The sequence below is a fragment of the Actinoplanes sp. ATCC 53533 genome, assembly GCF_003947245.1.
In genome coordinates, this window is the sequence record NZ_QHHV01000006.1 from 60,211 (window position 1) to 80,979 (window position 20,769).

Sequence of the window (20,769 nt, forward strand, 5' to 3'; positions counted from 1 at the left end):
ACCTCCCGCATCGCACAACCCGTCGTTGACCGCGGAGAGCAAAGCAGGCGCTGCCACCACGGATCAAACAACCAAACCGACGGCGAGTCACAACCGGCCGTTGTGTGCGTAGGGTCTGACCCATGGATCTCGACGCCGTCCGTACCTTCGTCGCCGCCGCGGATGCCGGCCAGTTCCAGGACGCCGCGGCCGCGCTGTCGATCACCCAGCAGGCCGTCTCCAAGCGCATCGCCGCGCTGGAGAAGGACCTGGAGGTGCGGCTGTTCACCCGCACGGCCCGCGGCGCCCGGCTCACGATCGACGGCCAGGCGTTCCTGCCGCACGCCCGGGAGCTGCTCCGGGTGGCAGCGCGCGCCGACGCTTCCGTGCGCCCCGGCCGGCGCGCCCTGCGCGTCGACGTCCACAGTCGACGGATCGCGCCGGCCGTGCTGTTGCAGGATTTCCACCGTACGCAGCCGCGGATCGAGCTGGACGTCGTGACCCTCGACGCCGACTTCCACGCCGCGACCGCCGCCGTCGAGGCGGGGACGGTCGACGCCACCTTCCACGCCGTCACCGTTCCCGCGCGCCGGCTGCCCGGCGCGATCAGGACCGCCCGCGTGATCGACGAGCACCACGAGATCCTCGTCGGGCCACGCCACGCGCTCGCCGGCGCCCGCGCCGTCACGCCCGCCCAGCTCGCCGAGCACCGCATCTGGATGCCCGGCATGGCCGCCGGCACCGAATGGTCCGCCTACTACGACGACCTCGCCGCCGCGTTCGGCCTCACCATCGACCTGGTCGGGCCGGTGTTCGGCAACGAGGCGCTGATGGCCGAGATCGCCGACTCCGCGGAGCTGGCGACGCTGGTCGGCGAACGCTCGCGATACCTCTGGCCGGACAGCTACGACCTGCGGCGCATACCGGTGCGCGACCCGGCACCGATCTACCCGATGTCGCTGATCTGGCGCGACGACAACCCGCACCCCGGGCTCGGCGGCCTTCGCGACTTCCTCGGCTCCCGGCGGGCGGACCCACCCGGGGAGCAGGTCTGGCTGCCGAAGTGGGCGCAGCCGTAGTCACCGGTCCGGGGCGTCAGGGCTCCAGGGTCACCGTCCCGGCGGCGCCGTCCACGGTGATGAGCTGCCCCGTCGTGATCTTGTCGGTGGCGCCGGGCACGCAGATCACCGCGGGCAGGCCGTACTCGCGGGCCACCGTGGGCCCGTGGGCCATGATGGCGCCGGTCTCGGTCACCAGCGCGGCGGCGGTGAGGAACAGCGGCGTCCAGCCGGGGTCCGTGGTCGCCGCCACCAGGATGTCGCCCGGTTCGAGGTAGGCGGTGCCCGGGTCCCGGACAACCCGGGCCGGCCCGGTCACCCGGCCCGGCGACGCACCCACACCACGCAACGCGCCACCAGCCCCGGCCAGCCCAGTGAGCAACGGCCCGGCCACCCGGCCCGGCGACGCACCCACACCACGCAACGCACCACCAGCCCCGGCCAGCCCAGTATGCAGCGGCCCGGTCACCCGGCCCGGCGACGCACCGACACCACGCAACGCGTCGTCGGCGCCGGGCGGCGCGGTGAGCAGGGCCTCGACGTCGGTGCCGTCCGACAGCAGGGCGACCGGCACCGTGCGGCGGCGCGACTCCCGCCGGTGCACGAGCCGCCGGGCGGCGACGATGTCCCGCAGGTCGGCGTCGGTGTCCGCCTCGTCGAGGGTCACGAACATGATGTCGCCCGGCTCGTCGAGGCGCCCGGCGGCGGTGAGGTCGGCGCCGAGGAGCAGCAGTTGCCGGCGCATCTCCTGGAGCGGATACAGGCCGGCGAACTTGCCGGTCTCGCGCAGGCCGGCCAGGGACCGGGCGCGGCGCAGCAGGAACCCGGCGAGCCGGCCGCGCACCGGCCGGCGGCGGCGGGCCCGCGCGGTCAGGTCGGCCAGGGCGGCCTCGGCCGTCGCGGCGGCCCGGGCGAAACGCCGGTCGGGGGCCTGCTCGGGGTCGGTGACCCGCAGGTAGTTGGCGATCATGGCGAAGACCGGCGCCGGGTCCTCGGCCCAGCGCGGCACGCCGAGGTCGACCTCGGCGACGCCGCGGTGGCCGTAGGCGTCGAGGAAGGCCGCCAGGCCGAACTCCGGCAGCGCGCCGGCCCGGTAGCGGGCGGCGAGCTCGTTCGGCGGCGTGCCGAGCAGCAGGTCGCGGTGCTCCCCGGCGCCGCTCGCGAGCCGCCAGAGCGCCAGGTCCATCTCGATGGTGACGTTGTGCGGCATCCCGGCCAGGACGGCGTGGATCTCGTCGGCGGTGGCGATGCCCTTGAGCAGTTGCTGCGGCAGGGCGGCGGCGAGCATGCCGGCCACGATCGGCCAGGTGATGTCGTCGGCGCCGGCCGCCGTGCCCGGCGCCCGCAGGAACCGCATCCGGTCCGCGGCCGTGCGCGGGTCGACGGGCGGAGCCGCGGCGAGCCGCATCCGGTCGACGGCCCGGCCCACCCGCGCCCGCGCCGCCTCGGGACGGGCCAGGCTGCGGACGATCCCGGTCACCGCGCGGACGGCCGTGCCCAGCGACGGCACGGCCGCACCGGGGGCGGCACCCTTCCGCGGGGCGAACCGCGGATCTGCCAGCACGTGCGCCATGGCCGCCTGGGCGCGGGGGCCGAAGTCGACCGCCATCGCCTTGATCAGCCGCTTGCGGGCGGCCGGGTGACGCGCCTGCTCGGTGAGGTCGCCGTAGAGGCGCCCGCCGATGTCGACGATCTCGGCCCGGATGCCGAGCGCCGCCAGCATCCCCGCGATCTGCGCCTTGAGGGTGGACAGGCCCATCGGCGTCACCGGCTGCAGCATGCCCTGCACGTGCCCGAACTCGACGTACACCCGGGGCCCGGGCCCGGGCCCGGCGGCCGGCGGCGGCGCCGGGAACAGCGTGGTGATCGGCCGCGACTGCAGCAGCCACAGCGTGCCCGAGCCGTCGACCGCCCACTCCACGTCCTGCGGGCCGCCGGCGCGGTCCTGGAGCCGCTCCCCCACGGTCCGCAGCCGGGCCAGCAGCTCCGGGGGCACGCACCCGGCGGCGACCGGCGGCGTCTCGCCGAGCACGTAGTGATCCACCTCGGTGGCGCCGTCGACCACGGCGGTGCCGAGGCCCGGCGCCGCGTCGACCATCATCTCGGCCCGGCTGCCGGTCAGCGGATTCGCGGTGAACAGCACCCCGGACACCTCGGCGTCGACCATCCGCTGCACGACGACCCCCATCAGCACCGCGTCGGAGGAGATGCCGTGTGCCTCGCGATAGGCGACCGCCCGCGCGCTGTGCAGCGACGCCCAGCAGGTGGCGACCGCGGCGAGCAGGTCATCGGCGCCGGTGACCCGCAGGACGGTGTCGTGCTGCCCGGCGAAGCTCGCGTCCGGCAGGTCCTCGGCGGTGGCGCTGGACCGCACCGCCACCGGGCCGGCCCCGAGCTTGTCGTAGGCGGCGACGATCTCCGCCGCCGGGACGACGCCGAGGCGGTGCGCCTCGGTGGTGACGCAGAAGCCGGGCGGCACCCGCTCGCCGTGGCGGATCAGCTCGCCCAGGCCGGCCGCCTTGCCGCCCACCAGCGCGTGCAGACCGGCGTGGACCTCGGACAGCGCGATCACAGACATCGGGGCCCCCGTCTTCGCCATCCGACCGCAACGGATCCACCGTACGCGGTTGGCAATGCGACTGCAATGCGAAACCGGCCCTTCACAGGTTCGTCATCAGCCTGTTAAATCGAGGGACAGCGATATTGGGAGCGCTCCCAGCGCCCGGGACAGGAGCCACCGTTGTCCACCTCACGCCGTTACCTGCTGATGTCCCTGGTCGTCCTGCTGCTCGGCGCCGTCGGCTTCGCCCTCGCCGCTCCCTCCGGGGCCGCCGCGGCTCCCGCCTACAGCTACGGCGAGGCGCTGCAGAAATCGCTGTTCTTCTACGAGGCCCAGGTCGCCGGCCGCAAGCCGGCCTGGAACCGGGTGTCCTGGCGCGGCGACTCGGCGCTGCGCGACGGCGCCGACGCCGGCCTCGACCTGACCGGCGGCTGGTTCGACGCCGGCGACCACGTCAAGTTCGGGCTGCCGATGGCGTTCAGCACGACCATGCTCGCCTGGGGAGCCGTGGAGAACCGCGCCGCCTACGCGGCCGCCGGCCAGCTCACCCACCTGCTGAACAACCTGCGGGTGCCCAACGACTACTTCATCAAGGCCCACCCCGCCCCGAACGTGCTCTACGGGCAGGTCGGCAACGGCGACGCCGACCACAAGTGGTGGGGGCCCGCCGAGGTGCTGCCGATGGCGCGGCCCGCGTACCGGATCGATGCCAGCTGTGGTGGCACCGAGCTGGCGGCGGAGACGGCGGCCGCGATGGCCGCCAGCTCGATGGTCTTCCGGGCGACCGACCCGGGATACGCGGACACGCTGCTCACCCACGCCAAGCAGCTCTACACCTTCGCCGACACGGTCCGGCGGAACTACCACGAGTGCATCACCGACGCGACCTCGTTCTACCGGTCCTGGAGCGGCTACGCCGACGAGCTGGTGTGGGGCGCGATCTGGCTGCACCGCGCCACCGGCGACGCCGGCTATCTGGCCAAGGCCGAGGCCGGGTACGACGCGCAGGGCAACGAGAACCAGACCAGCACCAAGATGTACAAGTGGACGATCTCCTGGGACAACAAGCAGTACGGGACCTACGTGCTGCTGGCCCAGCTGACCGGCGAGCAGAAGTACCGCGACGACGCCAACCGCTGGCTCGACTGGTTCACCGTCGGGGTCAACGGCGAGAAGGTCCGCACCTCCCCCGGCGGCATGGTCGTCGTGGACACCTGGGGCGCGCTGCGGTACGCGGCCAACACCGCCTTCGTCGCGCTCGTGCACAGCGACCACCTCGACGACGCGGCCCGCAAGACCCGCTACCACGACTTCGCGGTCAAGCAGATCAACTATGCGCTGGGCGACAACCCGCGCCGGTCCAGCTACGTGATCGGATTCGGGAGCAACTCGCCGAAGAACCCGCACCACCGCACCGCGCACGGCTCCTGGTGGGACAGCCAGCAGGTGCCCGAGCAGACCCGGCACGTCCTGTACGGCGCCCTCGTCGGCGGGCCCTCGGCGCCCGACGACGCGTACACCGACAGCCGCGGCGACTACGTGATGAACGAGGTCGCCACCGACTACAACGCCGGCTTCACCTCGGCGGCGGCCCGGCTCTACGGCGAGTACGGCGGCGTGCCGGCGGCGAACTTCCCCCAGGCCGAGCAGCCCGACCTGGCGGAACTGTCGGTGGAGAGCACGGTCATGCAGAACGAGGCCCGCGCGACCGGCGTCAAGGTGATCGTCTACAACAAGTCGGCGTTCCCGGCGCGCGCCCTGACCGCGGCGAGGTTCCGCTACTACTTCACCCGCGACGGGGACGCGGCGCTGACCGTGAGCACGCCGTACACCCAGGGGTGCCCCGGGCCGACGGCCGCCCGGCAGTATGCCGGCGACCTCTGGTACGTCGAGGTCGACTGCTCCGGCTATCCCATCGCACCGGCCGGGCAGTCGGCGCACCGGATGGAGGTGCAGCTCAAGATCGGTGTGGTCGAGGGCGGCACCTGGGACCCGGCCGACGACCCGTCGTACCGGGCGGCGGCCGGCGCGAACCCGGGCATCCCGCTCTACGAGGGCACCACCCGGGTGTGGGGCGACGAGCCGGGCAGCGGGCCGTCACCGTCGCCGTCGGTCCCGGCGTCCCCGTCGGCCTCGGTGTCGCCGTCCGCTTCGGTCACGCCGTCGGTCACGCCGAGCACCGGGCCGGGCGGGCCGTGCCGGGTCGCCTACGGCACCAACGACTGGGGCGACGGCTTCACGGCCACCGTCACCGTGACCAACACCGGCACGGCGGCCCTCAACGGCTGGTCGCTGACCTACGCCTACACCGCCGGGCAGCGGATCACCCAGGCCTGGTCGGCCGCCGCCACCCAGGCCGGGGCGCAGGTGACCGTCACCAACCTCGGGTGGAACGCCGCGGTGGCGCCGGGCGCGTCGGTGACCTTCGGCATGAACGGCACCCACACCGGGTCGAACCCCAGGCCCGCGGCCTTCGCCCTCAACGGCTCCCCGTGCACGACGGGCTGAGTGTTCGTTGTTCCGATCCGGTCAGCACGTCCGCGAGGCGGAGTGGTCGGGCAGACCGGTGGTCACGCCGTTCCTGCTGGACCTTCCGGGCCACCGGCACCTCCTGGCAGGCGGCGACGGTTTCGCCCGAGCATGACGGCCGCCAGAAGACGGCTGAAGGCGACAGCCTCGCCGGGGCTGGGCACCTCCGGCGCGGCGTGGCAGGATTCGGTAGGTGACCAGCAGATCCACTGAGGCGGAGCGCTTCCGGGAGCTCGCCCGCCTGCGCCGGGTCCGCGACCGGATCGACCGGGAGCACGCCCAGCCGCTGGACGTCGAGGCCCTGGCCCGCGGCGCGCACATGTCGGCCGGCCACCTCAGCCGCGAGTTCCGCCTCGCGTACGGCGAATCGCCGTACGGCTACCTGATGACGCGCCGCATCGAGCGTGCGATGGCCCTGTTGCGCCGCGGCGACCTCAGCGTCACCGATGTCTGTTTCACGGTCGGCTGCTCGTCGCTGGGCACGTTCAGCACCCGCTTCACCGAGCTGGTCGGCGTGCCACCCAGCGTCTACCGCCGCCAGGCGGCGCTCGCGACGGCGGGGATGCTCCCGTGCGTGGCGCAGAAGGTGACCCGACCGATCAGGAATCGAGAAGCACCGGCCGCCGAGCCGCAACTAGCCTGATCGCCATGGACGTCATCATTCACTCGAGCTACCTGCCACACGACGACCCGGACGCCGCCCTGGCCTTCTACCGCGACACCCTCGGCTTCGAGGTCCGCGGCGACGTCGGCTACCAGGGGATGCGCTGGATCACCGTCGGCCCCGCCGGCCAGCCCCACACCTCCATCGTGCTGCACCCACCGGCCGCCGACCCGGGCATCACCGACGACGAGCGCCGCACCATCACCGAGATGATGGCCAAGGGCACGTACGCCGGCATCAACCTGGCCACCAAGGACCTCGACGGCACCTTCGAGCGGCTCCAGGCCGGCGACGCCGACGTCGTCCAGGAGCCGACCGACCAGCCGTACGGGGTCCGCGACTGCGCCTTCCGCGACCCCGCGGGCAACCTGATCCGCATCCAACAGCTGCCCTGAACCACCCGGCACTCCCGCCGCCCGCGCCGCACGTCGGGCGGGCGGCATCGGCTGTTCAGCGCCGGCGCGGTTCGACCACCTCTGGGTGAGCCGCCGAGACCGGACCGGTCGCCGCGGAAAGGCCGGCGCCAAGCCGGAGCACGATCCACCGGCCCGCGCCGACCATAAAGGACACTTGTGTCGCGCGCCGCCCTACCCCGAAACGGCACATGGTCGATCCGGGAATGGCGCCGCAAAAAGGATCTCATCGGCACGCGCCGCCCATTCAGATCATTCGATCATCAGGCATAGACAACTGTTAACGGTCACACCCCGGACCGGCCCGCCGACCTGCCGCCCCCCTTTCCCGTTTGGGCTGAAGAGTCGGAAGAAACGGTTGGCGGAACCGATCGTGAACCATTCCCCGAATCCATTCAGGACATGGTGTCATTCGCGCCTGTGACATCGCCTTGACGGGGGAGGCCGACCATGTCCTTTCAGCGCCGAACTGCCTCGGTCGCCGTGGCCGTCCTGGTAGCGACCATGCTGGCGGTGATCAATTCGGCGGCATCCGCGGCGGCGGCCGTATTACCCGCCGGATTTCGGGAACAGACCGTCCTGACCGGGCTCAATCAGCCGATGAACATCGAGTTCGCCGCCGACGGCCGGGTCTTCGTGGCGGAGAAGGCGGGCCGGATCAAGGTGTTCGACTCGATCGCCGATCCGACACCCACGCTTTTCGCCGATTTGTCGGCGAATGTGCACAACCAGAATGATCGCGGACTGCTCGGGCTCGCGCTGCATCCCGACTTCCCGACCCAGCCATATGTCTATGTGCTCTACACCTACGACGCGCCACCGGGTCAGACCGCGCCGGTGTGGAACGACAACTGCAGCGCCGTCGGCGGCGCCAACGGCGGCCGGTGCATCGTCACCGGCCGGCTGTCCCGGCTGCTGGCGACGGGCGACGTCATGAGCGGCACCGAGCAGGTGCTGCTGCACGACTGGTGTCAGCAGTTCCCCTCGCATTCGATCGGCGACCTGCACTTCGGCGCGGACCGCATGCTCTACGTCAGCGCCGGCGACGGCGCCAGCTACGGCGTCGTCGACTACGGCCAGCTCGGGTCGCCGGCCAACCCGTGCGCCGACCCGCCCGGCGGCACGATGACGCCGCCCACCGCGCAGGGCGGGGCGCTGCGCTCCCAGGACGTCCGCTCCACGGGCGACCCGGCCGGGCTCGACGGCGCGATCCTGCGGCTCGACCCGCTGACCGGCGCGGCCGCGGCCGGCAACCCGGCCGCCGCGTCGGCGGACCCGAACACCCGGCGGATCGTCGCGCAGGGCCTGCGCAACCCGTACCGGTTCGCGATGCGGCCCGGCACCAGCGAGGTGTGGATCGGCGACGTCGGCTGGAACACCTGGGAGGAGGTCAACCGCCTGACCAGCCCGACCGCCGCGGTCGCCAACTTCGGCTGGCCGTGCTTCGAGGGCACCGGCCGGCAGGGCGGCTACGACGGCGCCAACCTCAGCCTGTGCGAGAGCCTCTACACCGCCGGCGGGCAGACCGCGCCGCACTACACGTACCCGCACTCGGGCAAGGTGGTCGCCGGCGAGACCTGCCCGACCGGGGGTTCCAGCGTGTCCGGCATGGCGTTCTACCCGAACTCGGGCGGCGACTATCCGGCCGCGTACCGGGGAGCGGTGTTCTTCGCCGACTACACCCGCGACTGCATCTGGGCGATGCAGCCGGCCGCGCCCGGCGGCGTGCCCGTCGCGGCGAACCGCATCACCTTCGCCGCCGGTGCGGCGAACCCGGTCGACCTGGCGATCGGTCCCGGCGGGGAGCTGTACTACGTCGATGCCGGCGGCACCGTCCGAAGGGTGCGCTACTTCGCCGGCAACCAGCCGCCGAACGCGGTCCTCGTCGCGGCACCGACCACCGGCGCCGCCCCGCTGACCGTCTCGTTCGACGCGAGCTCCTCCACCGACCCGGACCCGGCCGACGCCGGGCTGCTGAAATACGAGTGGGACTTCACCGACGACGGCACGGTGGACGCCCGGACCCCGACGGCGACCTACACCTACCCGCCAGGCGGGCCGTACACGGCGCGGTTGCGGGTGCGGGACAGCCTCGACGTGGCCGACACCCAGACCGTCGCGATCCAGGCCGGCAACACCCCGCCGGAGGCGGTCATCGACAGCCCGGCGAGCGGCACCACGTTCACGGTCGGGCAGACGCTCACCTTCGCCGGGCATGCCACCGACGCCGAGGACGGCGCGCTGCCCGCGGCCAAGCTGCGGTGGCGGCTGCTGCAGTACCACTGCTACGCGGTGGCGAGTTGTCACGTCCACACCGTGCAGGAGTGGAACGGGGTGGCCGGGGCGTCGTTCCCGGCGCCGGACCACGAGTACCCGTCGTATCTGGAGCTGGTGCTGACCGCCACCGACGAGGGCGGGCTGTCGACGACGAGCACCCGGCGCATCGATCCGCGCACCGTCGACCTGACGTTCGCCAGCAACCCGTCCGGGCTCCAGGTGGCGGTCGGCAGCACCGTCCAGACCACGCCGTTCACCCGTACGGTCATCCACGGCTCGGACAACACGGTCAGCGGCATCACCCCGCAGATCTACGGCCGGACCCCGTACGTCTTCGCCGGCTGGTCCGACGGCGGCGCGCAGACGCATGTCATCGCCGCTCCCACAGCGGCGCGGACCTACACGGCGACCTTCGTCCGGCAGCGGCTGCGCCAGGCGCAGATGACCGTGGCGGGTGTCGACAGCCAGGAGACCGGCCAGGTCGGCGCCAACGTGCTCGACGGCAACAAGGCCACGGTCTGGCACACCCGGTGGCGGACCGCCGATCCGCGGCCGCCGCACGAGATCCGGCTGCGTTTCGACGGCAACTACGACGTGACGGGCCTGTACTACGTGCCCCGGCAGGAGTCGACCAACGGCCGGATCGCCCGGTACGAGGTGTACGTCTCGCTGGACGGCGTCACGTGGGGCGCCCCGGTCGCCACCGGACGGTGGGCCAGCACCACGACCGAGCAGGCGGTCACCTTCCCGGCGAAGACCGGGCGGTACCTGCGGCTGCGGGCGCTGTCGGAGGTGGCCGGACGGGCCTGGACGTCGGTGGCCGAGCTCAACGTCGCCGTCGCACCGCGGGTGCCACGCTCGGCGGTGCGGGTTCGGGGAGCCGACAGCGAGGAGACCACGGCCCTCAACGGCGCGGCGGCGAACGTGAACGACGGCAACCGGGCCACCATCTGGCACACGCAGTCGACGGGTGCCGCTCCCCCGCCGCCGCACGAGATCAAGCTCGACGTTGGCCACGAGGCCGCCCTCAGCTGCGTCTTCTATCTGCCGCGGCAGGATTCCTCCGCCGGCAGGATCGCCCAGTACGAGGTGCTGGCGTCCAGTGACAACTGGATGTGGACCACCGTGACGACTGGCACCTGGCTCGACTCACCCGCCGAGCAGACCGCGTGCTTCAACGCGAGGTACGGCCGCTACCTGCGGATCCGGGCGCTGTCGGAGGTGGCCGGCCGGCCCTGGACGGCGATCGCGGAGCTGCGCGTCGCCTCCCGGTGAACCACACCGCCCCGGGCACCGCGGTGCCCGGGGCGGTAGCGCCCACCGGACCAGCGCCGGTCAGCGGGCCCCGGTCGCGCGGGAGCGCAGCATCCGGCGGACCAGATCGGCCTTCGCCAGCAGCGTCTTGCGGACCACGGGGGCGGCCGGCCCGGCCGCCTCCCGCGCCCGGTCGAGGAAGGCCTCGTCGACACCGAAGCGGGGGAACAGCCGTCTGGTGAACGTCATCGCCATGATCATTCCGCCCCGGTCCAGGCCGGGCACCAGCTCCAGGTACTTGTCGGCGTACGGGGCCAGCAGCTCGTCCTGCCCGGGTGCCCAGAACGCCGTGGCGATCTGCCCGAACGAGCCGATCCGCACCGTACGGTCGACCGCCAGCTCCTGCCACACCGCCGCCTTCTCCCCCGCGTCGGGGATGGCGGCGCGCACGGTCAGCGCGCGCGGCTTCGCGTCCGGGTCGGGGTCGCGCGCGAGCAGCCCGGCGACCTCGCCGGCGGTCTCGCCGCCCAGCGCGGCCTTGCGCACCAGCGCCCGCCACCGCAGGTCCACGTCGTCGCCGGACTCGGCCCGCAGCCAGGCCACCTCGTCCAGGTCGCCGGCCACCCGGGCGAGCTCCCGCAGCGCCACCTGCCGGCGGCCCGGCTGCCCGGCGAGGTCGCGGCAGGCGGCAGCCACCGCGGCGGTGAGCGAGGCCCGCTCGGCGTCGGGGGACCACAGCTGCGCGATGTCCCCCGCCATCGTCAGATACGGCTCGATCACCACGTCCGACGACTCGGCCCGCAGCACCGCCAGCACGCAGTGCACCGCCATGCTCGCGGTGAGCTCGCCCGTGATCAGCATGTCCCAGACCGTGGCCACGGCGACGCCGCGCGAGATGGCGGTCGGCAGGGCGGGCGCCGCGGCCAGCAGCCCCGCCGTGTCACCGGCCGTCGGCCGGGTCGTCGCGAACGTCAGGTCGTCGTCGTTGACCAGCAGGAAGTCGGCGCCGGCCGGCAGCTCCACCGGGGTGCGCGGGCCCCGCACCTCGACCAGCGCCAGGTCCGTACGCTCCAGGCGGTCACCGGCCCGGCGGTAGGCGCCGACGCCCACCACCTGCGGTCGCGGCGGGCCGTCGGGGCCCTCGGCCACCAGCACCAGGCCGCGGTCGCCGGTCTCCAGCGTGAGCCGGTCGGTTCCGGCGGTCTCCAGCCAGCCCTCCCGCCAGGCGTTGAGGTCGCGCCCGCCGGCCTCGCCGAGGGCATCCACCAGGTCCTGCAGGGTGGTGTTGCCCCAGGCGTACCGGGCGAAGTAGGCGGTCATCCCGGCGGCGAAGTTGTCCTCGCCGACGTAGGTCATGAGCTGCTGCAGGACCGAGGCGCCCTTCGGGTAGGTGATCGCGTCGAAGATCGACGCGGCCTCCGCGACGTCCCGGATCGGCAGGCTGATCGGATGCGAGATCGGGCTCTGATCCGCGACGTACGCCAGGAGCTTCTCATCCGCGAGGTGCCCCGCCCACGCGTCGGTGTACGCGGTGGCGCTCACCGCGGCCCAGTTGCAGGCGAATTCGGCGAAGGCCTCGTTGAGCCACAGGTCGTCCCACCACCGCATGGTGACGATGTTGCCGAACCACATGTGCGCCATCTCGTGCAGCAGCACCTTGGCCAGCAGTTCCTTCTCGGCCGGCGTGGGCGTGACCCGGCGCAGGAAGACGTCCGACCAGGTGACGCAGCCGTAGTTCTCCATCGCACCGCCGAACTCGGGCATGAAGACCTGGTCGTACCGGCGCTGCGGAAACGGCATCCCGAAGACCCGGCCGAAGAAGTCGAGGCCCTGCAGGGTCAGCGTGAAGATCTCCGCGGCGTCGCGGTCGAGCACCGAGGCCAGCGACCGGCGGGCGAACAGGCCCAGGTCACGGCCGTCGGCCTCGCGGCGGACCTCGTACAGCGGGCCGGCGTTGATCACGGTGTTGTACGGCGACAGCGGCGGGGTGTCGGGGAAGGCCCAGCGGCGCGCCGCGCCCGCCGGGTGCACCCGCGCGTCGCCGGAGTTGCTGGTCACCGTCCAGCCGGCCGGTGCGGTCACGGTGAACCCGTGCGGCGCCTTCAGGTCCGGCTGGTCGAAGCAGGCCCACACGTGCCGGGCCTCGTCCGGCTCGAACGACATCCAGACGTACACCTCGCCGTCCGCCGGGTCGACGGCCTTGTGCACGCCCTCGCCGTCGGTGGTGTCGGCCTGCACGCTCTCGACCCGCAGGACGTTGGCACCGGCGAGCCCGTCGAGGACGATCCGGCCGTCGACGGCGGGGCCGAGCGGCCGGTCGTTGAGGGTGGCGCTGACGACCTCGGCCGCGCAGTCGATGAAGGTCTCGGCGCCCGGCCGGCGGCAGGTGAAGGTCACTATGGACAGGCACCGCACGTGCGGCCCGGTCGGTAGGTCGGTCAGATCGACGGCGATGTCGTAACGGTCGACCGAGAGCAACGAGGCGCGGGTCTCGGCCTCGGTCTGGGTCAGGCTGCGGGTCGGCAATGGTCCTCCTCCAGGATTCCCCGATAGTAGGAGGAGCCGGCCGCACCGCCGGCATGAATATCCGACCGGGGCCGCCGCGGCCTACTCCGTATCCCGCTCCGAGGAGTTCAGCAGCGAGTGCCGGCGGCTGTAGCCCAGGTAGACGGCCAGGCCCAGCACGAACCAGACCGCGAAGCGCAGCCAGGTGGCCGGGGCGAGGAAGGTGATCAGCCAGAGCGAGAACACCACGCCGAGCGCCGGGATCACCGGCATCCCGGGCAGCCGGAACGTCCGGGGCAGCTCCGGGCGCCGGTAGCGCAGCACGATCACCGCCACGCACACCACGACGAAGGCCAGCAGGATGCCGATGTTGGTCAGTTCCGCCGCCTCCCGGATGGGCAGGAAGCCGGCGATGACCGCCGAGGCCACGCCGGCGATCCAGGTCACCCGGCTGGGCACCCGGCGCACCGGGTGCAGCTTGGCGAACCAGGCCGGCAGCAGGCCGTCGCGGCTCATCGCGTACCAGACGCGGGTCACGCCCAGCATGAAGGTGAACATGACGGTGAGGATGCCGATGATCGCGCCGACCGCGATGACGTCGGCCAGCCCGGACAGCCCGACGGAGGCGAACGCGGTGGAGAAGCCGCTCTCCGGGTCGATCTCGCGGTAGTTCTGCATCCCGGTGAGCACCAGGGTGGCGAGCACGTACAGCACCATGGACACGGCCAGCGAGTAGATGATGGCCCGGGGCAGGTGCCGGCGCGCGTCGCGGGACTCCTCGGCGGCCGTACTCATCGCGTCGTAGCCGAAGACGGCGAAGAAGACCGTGGCCGCGCCGGTGATCGCCCCGCCGACGCCGAACGGGAAGAAGGGCCGGTAGTTGGCGGACTTGACGTGGAAGAAGCCGACCACGATGACCAGCAGCACGACGGCCACCTTGAGCACGACCACGCCGGTCTCCACCCGGGCCGCCGCCCGGATCCCGCGGTTCAGCAGGAGCGCGATGAGCAGGCACAGCAGGACGGCGAACAGGTCCACCACGTGCCCGTCCCCGGTGCCCGGCGCGCCCAGCATCCAGGCCGGCAGGTCCACGCCGATCTCGGCCATCAGGAAGGAGAAGTATCCCGAGATGCCGATCGCCACGACCGCCACGATCGCGATGTACTCCAGCAGCAGGTCCCAGCCGATGAACCAGCCGACGATCTCGCCGAGCACGACGTAGCCGTAGGTGTAGGCCGACCCCGCCTTCGGGATCATGCCGGCGAACTCCGCGTACGACAGCGCGGCGGCGGCGCTGGCGACCCCGGCGAGCAGGAAGGAGATCAGCACCGCCGGCCCGGCCGTCTCGTGGGCCACCGCGCCGGCCAGCGCGAAGATGCCGGCGCCGATGATGCCGCCGACGCCGATGGCGGTCAGTTGCCACAGACCGAGCGTGCGGGTCAGGTCGGTCGCACTCTCGTCCGCGATGTCCTCGACCGGCTTACGGCGGAACATCCCCGATCCGCGGCCGAACTCCGGTGTCGCTGTCATCGCCTCGGTCTACCACGTCACCGGCCATATCGCATCCATAAGCGTGCATGTCATTCGGCGCGGACCCGGTCGATGTGGAGCACTCCGCCGGCATCCAGGCGCAGCGGCTGATCGTGGCTCGCCCGCCGGACCATGCCGCCCACCCCGCGCGCGAGCCGCAGTCAAGCCAACGGCCGGCGGCCAGGTCACTACCAGCCGCGAGCGCCGCGGGTCAGTCCCGGTAGCCGGCGGTCTGGATGACGTCGGCGAACGCGAAGCCGGCGAGCGCCTCGCCCACGGTCAGCCCGGCCGGCAGGCCGGTCAGCGCCTCGGACCAGCGGCCCTGGTCGGCTCGCCACGCGTCCAGGAACGCCATGCAGTGACGAGGCTCGATTCCCGCCAGCGTCTCCGCCGCGGCCGCCAGCGCCGCCGTCATCCGATCCCGTTTCGCCTGCTCCGTGATGCGCGGGAGCTTCGCCACGATGCCCTCGATGAGTGACCGCCGCGTGTCGAGATAGCGGTCCCAGTAGCCGAGGGCGGCGTCGCTGACCGAGCCGCCGTCGTCGAGCAGCGCGAAGACACCCTCGGCGAGGCAGTCGCCGAACTCCTGGGCCCGCGCGCGGCCCGGGTCGTCGTACGGGTCGTAGAAATCCTGCCTGCTGAAGCCCATCCGGCCGACCCGGCCCAGCTTCTCCCCCTCCAACAGGAAGAACCAGTCCTCGTTGTACACGTCGGGGAAGTGCGACGGCGCCCGGTCGGTGGGCACGAGCAGCGCACCGCCGCCCACGAACGTCGACTGGATCCCGCCGGTGTCCCGGAACGCGTGACAGACCACGGAGTTGTCCGGCTGTCCCTCGACCCGCAACCCGATCCCCGTGTACCGGTCGAGCTGCGCGGCGGCCGCCCGGACTCCCCCGACGTCGATGTCGCGCAGGTCGTCGTCGAGAAACAGCACCCGGCGCCAGTTCCTGGTCATCCAGGCGGTGAGCAGGCCCACGTTGCGCTTGAGGCTGAGATCCACATATCTGCCCCCGGGCGTGACACCCTTCGCTACGGCGCCGGCGCGCAACCGGACCGGCGCGGCGGCCCCGCGGCAGTCGACCGCGGTGAGCCGGGCGCCGATCCGCTCGGCGAGCCCGACCGCCGCCGCGGGCAGCACCTCCCCGCTGCAGAGCGCCAGCACCGGGCAGTCGAGCTCCCTCGCCAACCTCAGCGAGCCCTCGAGGAAGTGGACCGGCCGTATCGTCGGCACGATGATCGCGTCGACGGAGGCGCCACCGGCGTCGGTGTCGACCGGGGTCATCAGTTGGTCGTGCGAGGCATGGTGGACGGTGGATACGAGTGCGTCACCGGGACCGGACAGGTCCTCATGGCGCGCGTGGATCACCTGTGTCCTCCGGCCACTCGTGTAGCCGACTGGCGGCCCAGGTCCAGTCCGGCACCGTGACGGCGCCGGCAATCATGCGGACACGACACAGGATACTGAAGACCTCGCTGTTTCCGAATCGGCGGGCGAGGTATTGGGCATTGCGGTCCCGGAATCTCGCGTCGGTCAGGGCCCGAATGATCCCGTACACCCCCAGGGAATACAGGGCATTGCATATGGTCAATGTCCGCTCGCGGTTGAACGGATTTCGCGCCCGGACGAAATGGGCCACGTCCTGGGTCAGCTCGTCATCCTGATTCAGGGTCGGCTCATAGACCCGGCCGTCGATGACCTCGAACGCGCCACGGTCGGCGTCCGTCGGGCGCCCGGTCTGCCGCACCGGGACGCCCAGGTGATCGTGGATCTCCCGGGTCATGTCGTTCCAGTCCACACCGCCCAGCAGGACCAGGTGACCCGTCCGGTCGTCGTCGAGCAGCTCCGTCGACAGCTTGATCTGCACGAGGCTGTCCGGGTTGACCGCGCGCAGATGACCCTGCAGCTCGATCACCGAGTCGAGGTCGGCGTACCGGTAGGACTCGATGTAGTCCGGGTCGAACCGGCTGGAGGACGGCACCAGGGCGAGCCGTTCCGCCGGCAGTGCGGAGGGGACGACGGTGATCGCCTCACCGATCGCGAACCGCCAGGGCTTGGCACCGGCCGAGGCCCGCAGGGCGTTGGTGTATCCCGACGGGACCGTGCTGGCGAGCTGACCGCGCGCCGAGGCGGCCAGCGCCAGCAGCTCGGCCTCCCGCTCCAGGCGCCGGACGTGCTCCTCCGCGGTGAGCTCCTCGTCGTCGAGGAGCCGGGGATGGCCATCGTTGTACGAGCGTGGTGAGGCGAAGAACCGGGCGTAGTGCTGGATCCGGGCATCCGGCGGCGTCACCGGCTTCTTGTCGTTCTCCCAGGACGAGATCAGCGAGATGACGACGTTCAGGGCGACGCCCAGCTCGCGCTGGCTCAACACCCTGCCGGGCAGGCCCGAACGGCGGAGGGCCCGCAGACGTTGCGCGAGCTCGCGGGCTGCTTCCTCGGTCGGCGTCACCGGCTGCGCCCTCCGCGGCGGATTTCAGTCAGGACTGAAATCCGCCTGGTCGCCGATCCCGGCCCGGTACAGCGTGAGGATCGTGAATGAAAGCCTCGGTGCAGTTGGCTTCAGTGATGACTGAAGAATACCGTCCAGGCAGGCGGATGGGAAGGAAGCCTTCAGGCACCACTGAAATCAGGAGGGAAGCCATGCCACGCGGACCGCCGGGATCACGCGAATGCCGACACCAGGCCTGCCGGACAGGCCAGAAAGTGAGACACCCCCGGGTGGAAGCCGGAGGTGTCATTCACAAAGTCTCGACCCGTAGACAGGAGAAAGACTCGTGCAACCCCAACTATGGCACGCTATCGACGTCGTCGCGAGCAACGGTTCGGCGACGACCGGGCAGAACCGCACTGCCGCGATCGTCGTCGTGGTGCTGTTCGTCTGGCTCGCCTACCTGACGGTGGGCCTCCTCCGGGCCGCACTTCGCATGCTGGCGGGGGCGAGGCTGGCGCTCGCCGCCGCGGTTCTGCTCGGTGTTCCGCTCACAGCGATAGTCGTCGCGGCCAGCAGATTGCTCACCTGACGATGGCGAGGTGACCGCTGCCCGGCGGCGGTCACCTGCGCACCCTCTGCTCCGGTGGAAGGCCCGCCTCCTCCGGAGGACTGCGGTGTGTCAAGCCCGCACTACTTGGTAAGGAGCCCGACCATGCCTATAGTTCCCGCCGTGCGCCAGGCATTGGACGTCGACTTCCGTCCCCTCACGAACGCGGACCTTCCGGCGCTGTCGGCGGAGCTGGGCAGCAACCACGCGAAGTACTTCCGGCGGAAGCTCGCCCTGCAGAAGGCCGGTAAGGGGCTGATCCTGGGCGCCTTCCGGAAGAACAGACCGGTGGGCGCGGTGCTGGTGCTGTGGGGCGAGCCGGCCCAGGAGAGGCGGGTGCGGCTCGACTTCCCGGACGTCCCGCTGCTGTACCACGTCCGGGTGAAGGATTCGCTGCGCTGCCGCGGCATCGGCACCCAACTGCTGGCGGCGGTCCACGACGAGTTGCGGGCGAGAGGGCACAAGCAGGTCGTGCTCGGCGTCGACATCACCAACAAGGACGCCATCCGGCTGTACGAGCGGCTCGGCTATGACCTGGTGAACCGGACGAGCTGGGGCCTGGGCGGCTCCCGGTACGAGCTGATGCGGCTCGACCTGGAGAAGAACGACCGCCTCGAGTTCCTCGGCTCGGTGACCACCCGGCTCGATCTGCCGCCGGTGGCGGCGGCGGAGCGCCCGCCGGCCCTGTCGAAGCGGGAACTCGGCTCGGTGATCATCGAGCTGCTCGGCGAGACGTCGACGACCGTCGAGGCCGGGAAGGCGGCCAAGAGCACGGTCCGCGACAAACAGAAGCGGAACGCGGGCCACGTGGCCACCGACACCGTCAAGACCCGCAACATGCCGGCCCCCGCGCCGGCCACGCTGCCCCGGAGCGGCGTGACCAGTTGGACCACACCGCTGACTGCGGTCCTGAGCAGAGCACTCCACCTCCCCTTCCCCGGGCTGGGTCGCCGGAGCCACGCACGGCATGCAACCTCGGGGTGCCGGCAGCCGTCTTGAGGGTGCGACTTGATCGCCCGTGCCTGCCGATCCGGTAAGCACGGCCGTTCCCTCCAGGAGTGACGCCATCATGGATCTGCACCACGAGTCCGACAAGTCCACCGGTACGGCCCCGCGCCGGCGCCGGGCCGCGCTGGCCGTCGGCGGTTCCGCCTTCGCCGTCGCGGCGATCGTGGCAGCGTTCTCGTTCTCCGGCGCCGGTAAGGACACCACCGGCCAGGGGCAGCCGGCCGACCGCCCCGCCTTGGCCGCGGCGGCCACCAAGCTCGTCGCCTACACCGGCAAGCAGCCGAAGGGCTTCAGCCTGGACAAGGTCCCGGACGGCTGGTTCGTGCAGGCCGACAACACGTCCAGCATCGTCCTCGCGCCGAACAGCGTGACCGGGCAGCCGAAGGCCGACCCGTCCAGGGACCCGCTGCGGGATCCCGGCAGCTATGTCGGGAAGATCGCCGTGATGCTGCAGTCCAAGGACCAGAAGGACGTGCCGGACGGCACGAACGTCAAGGTCGGCGACGGCAAGGGGGTGCTCGTCAAGGCCCCGGACAACACCGACGGCCGCACCCTGTGGGTGGAGCAGCCCTCGGGCATCTCCGTGCTGATCCAGTTCTGGGACGGCATCGGGCTGAGCCAGGACGCCATGGTCGACTTCGGCGCGGGCGTCCACGTGGAGAAGGGCGCCGTGCAGGGCGTCGGCTGACCGAGGTCCGCGGGGAGCTCCGGGCCGCCTCACCAGGCGAACAGACCGGCCCGGAACTCCCACGTCGCGGGCGTGGCAGTGCCACGATGGTCGCCATGACATTGGAACGCACCGTCCGGTTGCGCTTCGGCCACCTCTCGCGGGCCGCCGCCACCCACACGAATCTGTCCGCGGTTCGGGTCGACGGCGGGGTGCTCTGGATCGCCGGCGACGAGACCGCGACGGTGGAGCGCCTGGTGGCCGACGACCCGGAGAGTCCCACCGAGTACGCCGACGAGCAGACCTTCCGGCTGGCCGAATTCGTCGACCTGCCCGGCGTGGACGCCGACGAGGAAGCCGATATCGAGGGACTGGCCCGCACCGGGCACTTCCTCTGGGCGGTCGGCTCGCACAGCCTGCGGCGCAAACGGATCAAACCGCAGCACGCCGGCGACAAGGCGCTGCGGCGGCTCGCCCGGGTGGAAGGCCAGGAGAACCGCCAGATCCTGCTGCGCCTGCCGATCACCGAGACCGGCGGCCTGCCCACCCCGGTGCGGGAGGTCGTCGTGGACGGCGTGCGCCACCGGGCCGCGCAACTCGACCGGCGGGACGGGCTGCGGGCGTTGCTGCGCGACGACGAGCACCTGGCGCCGTTCCTCGCGATTCCCGGCAAGGACAACGGCCTGGACATCGAGGGCATCGCGGTCAACGGCGAGCGGGTGTATCTCGGCCTGCGCGGCCCGGTGCTGCGCGGCTGGGCCTTCGTGCTGGAGCTGCGGCCGTTCGTGGAGCCCGGCGACCCGGGCCGGCTCCGGCTGCGGGACTTCGAGGACGGCCGGCCGTACCGCAAGCACGTCCTGGACCTCGACGGCCTGGGGGTGCGCGACCTCTGCCCGGACGGCGACGACATCCTCGTGCTGGCCGGCCCGACCATGAGCCTGGACGGCCCGGTGCGGATCTACCGGTGGCACGACGCCGGCCGGGTGTCGATGCCGGCCGTCGTGCGCGGCGCGGCGCTGACCCGCGAGCTGGAGATCACGTACGGCGAGGGCGACGACCACGCCGAGGGCATGGGCCTGATCGGGCCGCCGCACGACGGGCTCGCCATGATCGTCTACGACAGCCCCGCCACGGCCCGGCTGACCGACGACGGCGCCGTGCTCGCCGACGTGGTGCGGCTGCCGCCGAAGCCGCCCGCGGGTGATCACCTTCGGGCGGACGCGGCCGCACCGGTCGCCGCCGGCGGGGTCACACCCGGAGCCTGACCCGGCCGTGGCTCCCGCTCCACC

At 72.1% G+C, this 20,769-nt stretch carries 14 protein-coding genes; 9 read left to right on the plus strand and 5 right to left on the minus strand.

Annotated elements, in window-relative coordinates; translation table 11 throughout:
* The first annotated feature begins 122 nt into the window (after positions 1-122).
* Positions 123-1,058 (plus strand): LysR family transcriptional regulator, encoded by a 936-nt coding sequence (locus tag DMB66_RS01490; RefSeq protein ID WP_125802154.1) that lies wholly within the window; start codon positions 123-125, stop codon positions 1,056-1,058.
* A 16-nt stretch (positions 1,059-1,074) separates the two neighbouring features.
* Here DMB66_RS01490 and DMB66_RS01495 read toward each other — a convergent pair whose 3' ends face one another.
* Positions 1,075-3,615 carry a PEP/pyruvate-binding domain-containing protein gene (locus tag DMB66_RS01495; protein WP_125802155.1) on the minus strand — a complete coding sequence of 847 codons (2,541 nt, stop codon included), beginning with the start codon at positions 3,613-3,615 and terminating at the stop codon, positions 1,075-1,077.
* A gap of 189 nt (positions 3,616-3,804) precedes the next feature.
* Between DMB66_RS01495 and DMB66_RS01500 the strand changes: the two genes are divergently transcribed.
* The 4 genes from DMB66_RS01500 (at position 3,805) to DMB66_RS01515 (ending at position 10,755) form a co-directional block, all read left to right on the plus strand.
* Positions 3,805-6,105: a glycoside hydrolase family 9 protein gene (locus tag DMB66_RS01500; RefSeq protein WP_125802324.1), complete on the plus strand. Its 2,301-nt coding sequence runs from the start codon at positions 3,805-3,807 to the stop codon at positions 6,103-6,105.
* 214 nt (positions 6,106-6,319) lie between these two features.
* Positions 6,320-6,769 carry a helix-turn-helix transcriptional regulator gene (locus tag DMB66_RS01505; RefSeq protein ID WP_125802156.1) on the plus strand — a complete coding sequence of 150 codons (450 nt, stop codon included), beginning with the start codon at positions 6,320-6,322 and terminating at the stop codon, positions 6,767-6,769.
* A gap of 5 nt (positions 6,770-6,774) precedes the next feature.
* Positions 6,775-7,185 carry a VOC family protein gene (locus DMB66_RS01510; RefSeq protein WP_125802157.1) on the plus strand — a complete coding sequence of 137 codons (411 nt, stop codon included), beginning with the start codon at positions 6,775-6,777 and terminating at the stop codon, positions 7,183-7,185.
* A gap of 468 nt (positions 7,186-7,653) precedes the next feature.
* Positions 7,654-10,755 (plus strand): discoidin domain-containing protein, encoded by a 3,102-nt coding sequence (locus DMB66_RS01515; protein ID WP_125802158.1) that lies wholly within the window; start codon positions 7,654-7,656, stop codon positions 10,753-10,755.
* Positions 10,756-10,815: 60 nt separating this feature from the next.
* On the opposite strand, the gene pepN is transcribed toward DMB66_RS01515, so the two are convergent.
* From pepN to DMB66_RS01535, 4 genes are all read right to left on the minus strand, one after another.
* A complete protein-coding gene (gene pepN, locus DMB66_RS01520; protein ID WP_125802159.1) occupies positions 10,816-13,260 on the minus strand; it encodes an aminopeptidase N in 2,445 nt (814 codons plus the stop codon).
* An 81-nt stretch (positions 13,261-13,341) separates the two neighbouring features.
* Positions 13,342-14,769 carry an amino acid permease gene (locus DMB66_RS01525; RefSeq protein ID WP_125802160.1) on the minus strand — a complete coding sequence of 476 codons (1,428 nt, stop codon included), beginning with the start codon at positions 14,767-14,769 and terminating at the stop codon, positions 13,342-13,344.
* A 211-nt stretch (positions 14,770-14,980) separates the two neighbouring features.
* Positions 14,981-16,051, minus strand: a complete 1,071-nt coding sequence (locus tag DMB66_RS01530) for a hypothetical protein (RefSeq protein WP_125802161.1) — start codon at positions 16,049-16,051, stop codon at positions 14,981-14,983.
* Positions 16,052-16,115: 64 nt separating this feature from the next.
* Complete coding sequence (locus DMB66_RS01535; protein WP_125802162.1) at positions 16,116-17,216, minus strand: helix-turn-helix transcriptional regulator; 1,101 nt, start codon at positions 17,214-17,216, stop codon at positions 16,116-16,118.
* Positions 17,217-17,541: 325 nt separating this feature from the next.
* Between DMB66_RS01535 and DMB66_RS01540 the strand changes: the two genes are divergently transcribed.
* From DMB66_RS01540 to DMB66_RS01555, 4 genes are all read left to right on the plus strand, one after another.
* A complete protein-coding gene (locus DMB66_RS01540) occupies positions 17,542-17,787 on the plus strand; it encodes a hypothetical protein (RefSeq protein WP_125802163.1) in 246 nt (81 codons plus the stop codon).
* A 123-nt stretch (positions 17,788-17,910) separates the two neighbouring features.
* On the plus strand, positions 17,911-18,804 hold the full coding sequence (locus DMB66_RS01545) for a GNAT family N-acetyltransferase (protein ID WP_125802164.1): 894 nt from the start codon (positions 17,911-17,913) through the stop codon (positions 18,802-18,804).
* 70 nt (positions 18,805-18,874) lie between these two features.
* Positions 18,875-19,501, plus strand: coding sequence for a hypothetical protein (locus tag DMB66_RS01550; protein ID WP_125802165.1), 627 nt, complete (start codon positions 18,875-18,877; stop codon positions 19,499-19,501).
* A gap of 95 nt (positions 19,502-19,596) precedes the next feature.
* Positions 19,597-20,745: a DUF3616 domain-containing protein gene (locus DMB66_RS01555; RefSeq protein WP_125802166.1), complete on the plus strand. Its 1,149-nt coding sequence runs from the start codon at positions 19,597-19,599 to the stop codon at positions 20,743-20,745.
* Positions 20,746-20,769 lie beyond the last annotated feature (24 nt).

Bases quoted from the DNA above. Each gene is read 5' to 3' on its own strand.
- DMB66_RS01490 (WP_125802154.1), top strand. From the start codon at position 123: ATGGATCTCGACGCCGTCCGTACCTTCGTCGCCGCCGCGGATGCCGGC.
- DMB66_RS01495 (WP_125802155.1), bottom strand. From the start codon at position 3,615: ATGTCTGTGATCGCGCTGTCCGAGGTCCACGCCGGTCTGCACGCGCTG.
- DMB66_RS01500 (WP_125802324.1), top strand. From the start codon at position 3,805: ATGTCCCTGGTCGTCCTGCTGCTCGGCGCCGTCGGCTTCGCCCTCGCC.
- DMB66_RS01510 (WP_125802157.1), top strand. From the start codon at position 6,775: ATGGACGTCATCATTCACTCGAGCTACCTGCCACACGACGACCCGGAC.
- DMB66_RS01515 (WP_125802158.1), top strand. From the start codon at position 7,654: ATGTCCTTTCAGCGCCGAACTGCCTCGGTCGCCGTGGCCGTCCTGGTA.
- DMB66_RS01525 (WP_125802160.1), bottom strand. From the start codon at position 14,769: ATGACAGCGACACCGGAGTTCGGCCGCGGATCGGGGATGTTCCGCCGT.
- DMB66_RS01530 (WP_125802161.1), bottom strand. From the start codon at position 16,051: ATGACCCCGGTCGACACCGACGCCGGTGGCGCCTCCGTCGACGCGATC.
- DMB66_RS01545 (WP_125802164.1), top strand. From the start codon at position 17,911: ATGCCTATAGTTCCCGCCGTGCGCCAGGCATTGGACGTCGACTTCCGT.
- DMB66_RS01550 (WP_125802165.1), top strand. From the start codon at position 18,875: ATGGATCTGCACCACGAGTCCGACAAGTCCACCGGTACGGCCCCGCGC.
- DMB66_RS01555 (WP_125802166.1), top strand. From the start codon at position 19,597: ATGACATTGGAACGCACCGTCCGGTTGCGCTTCGGCCACCTCTCGCGG.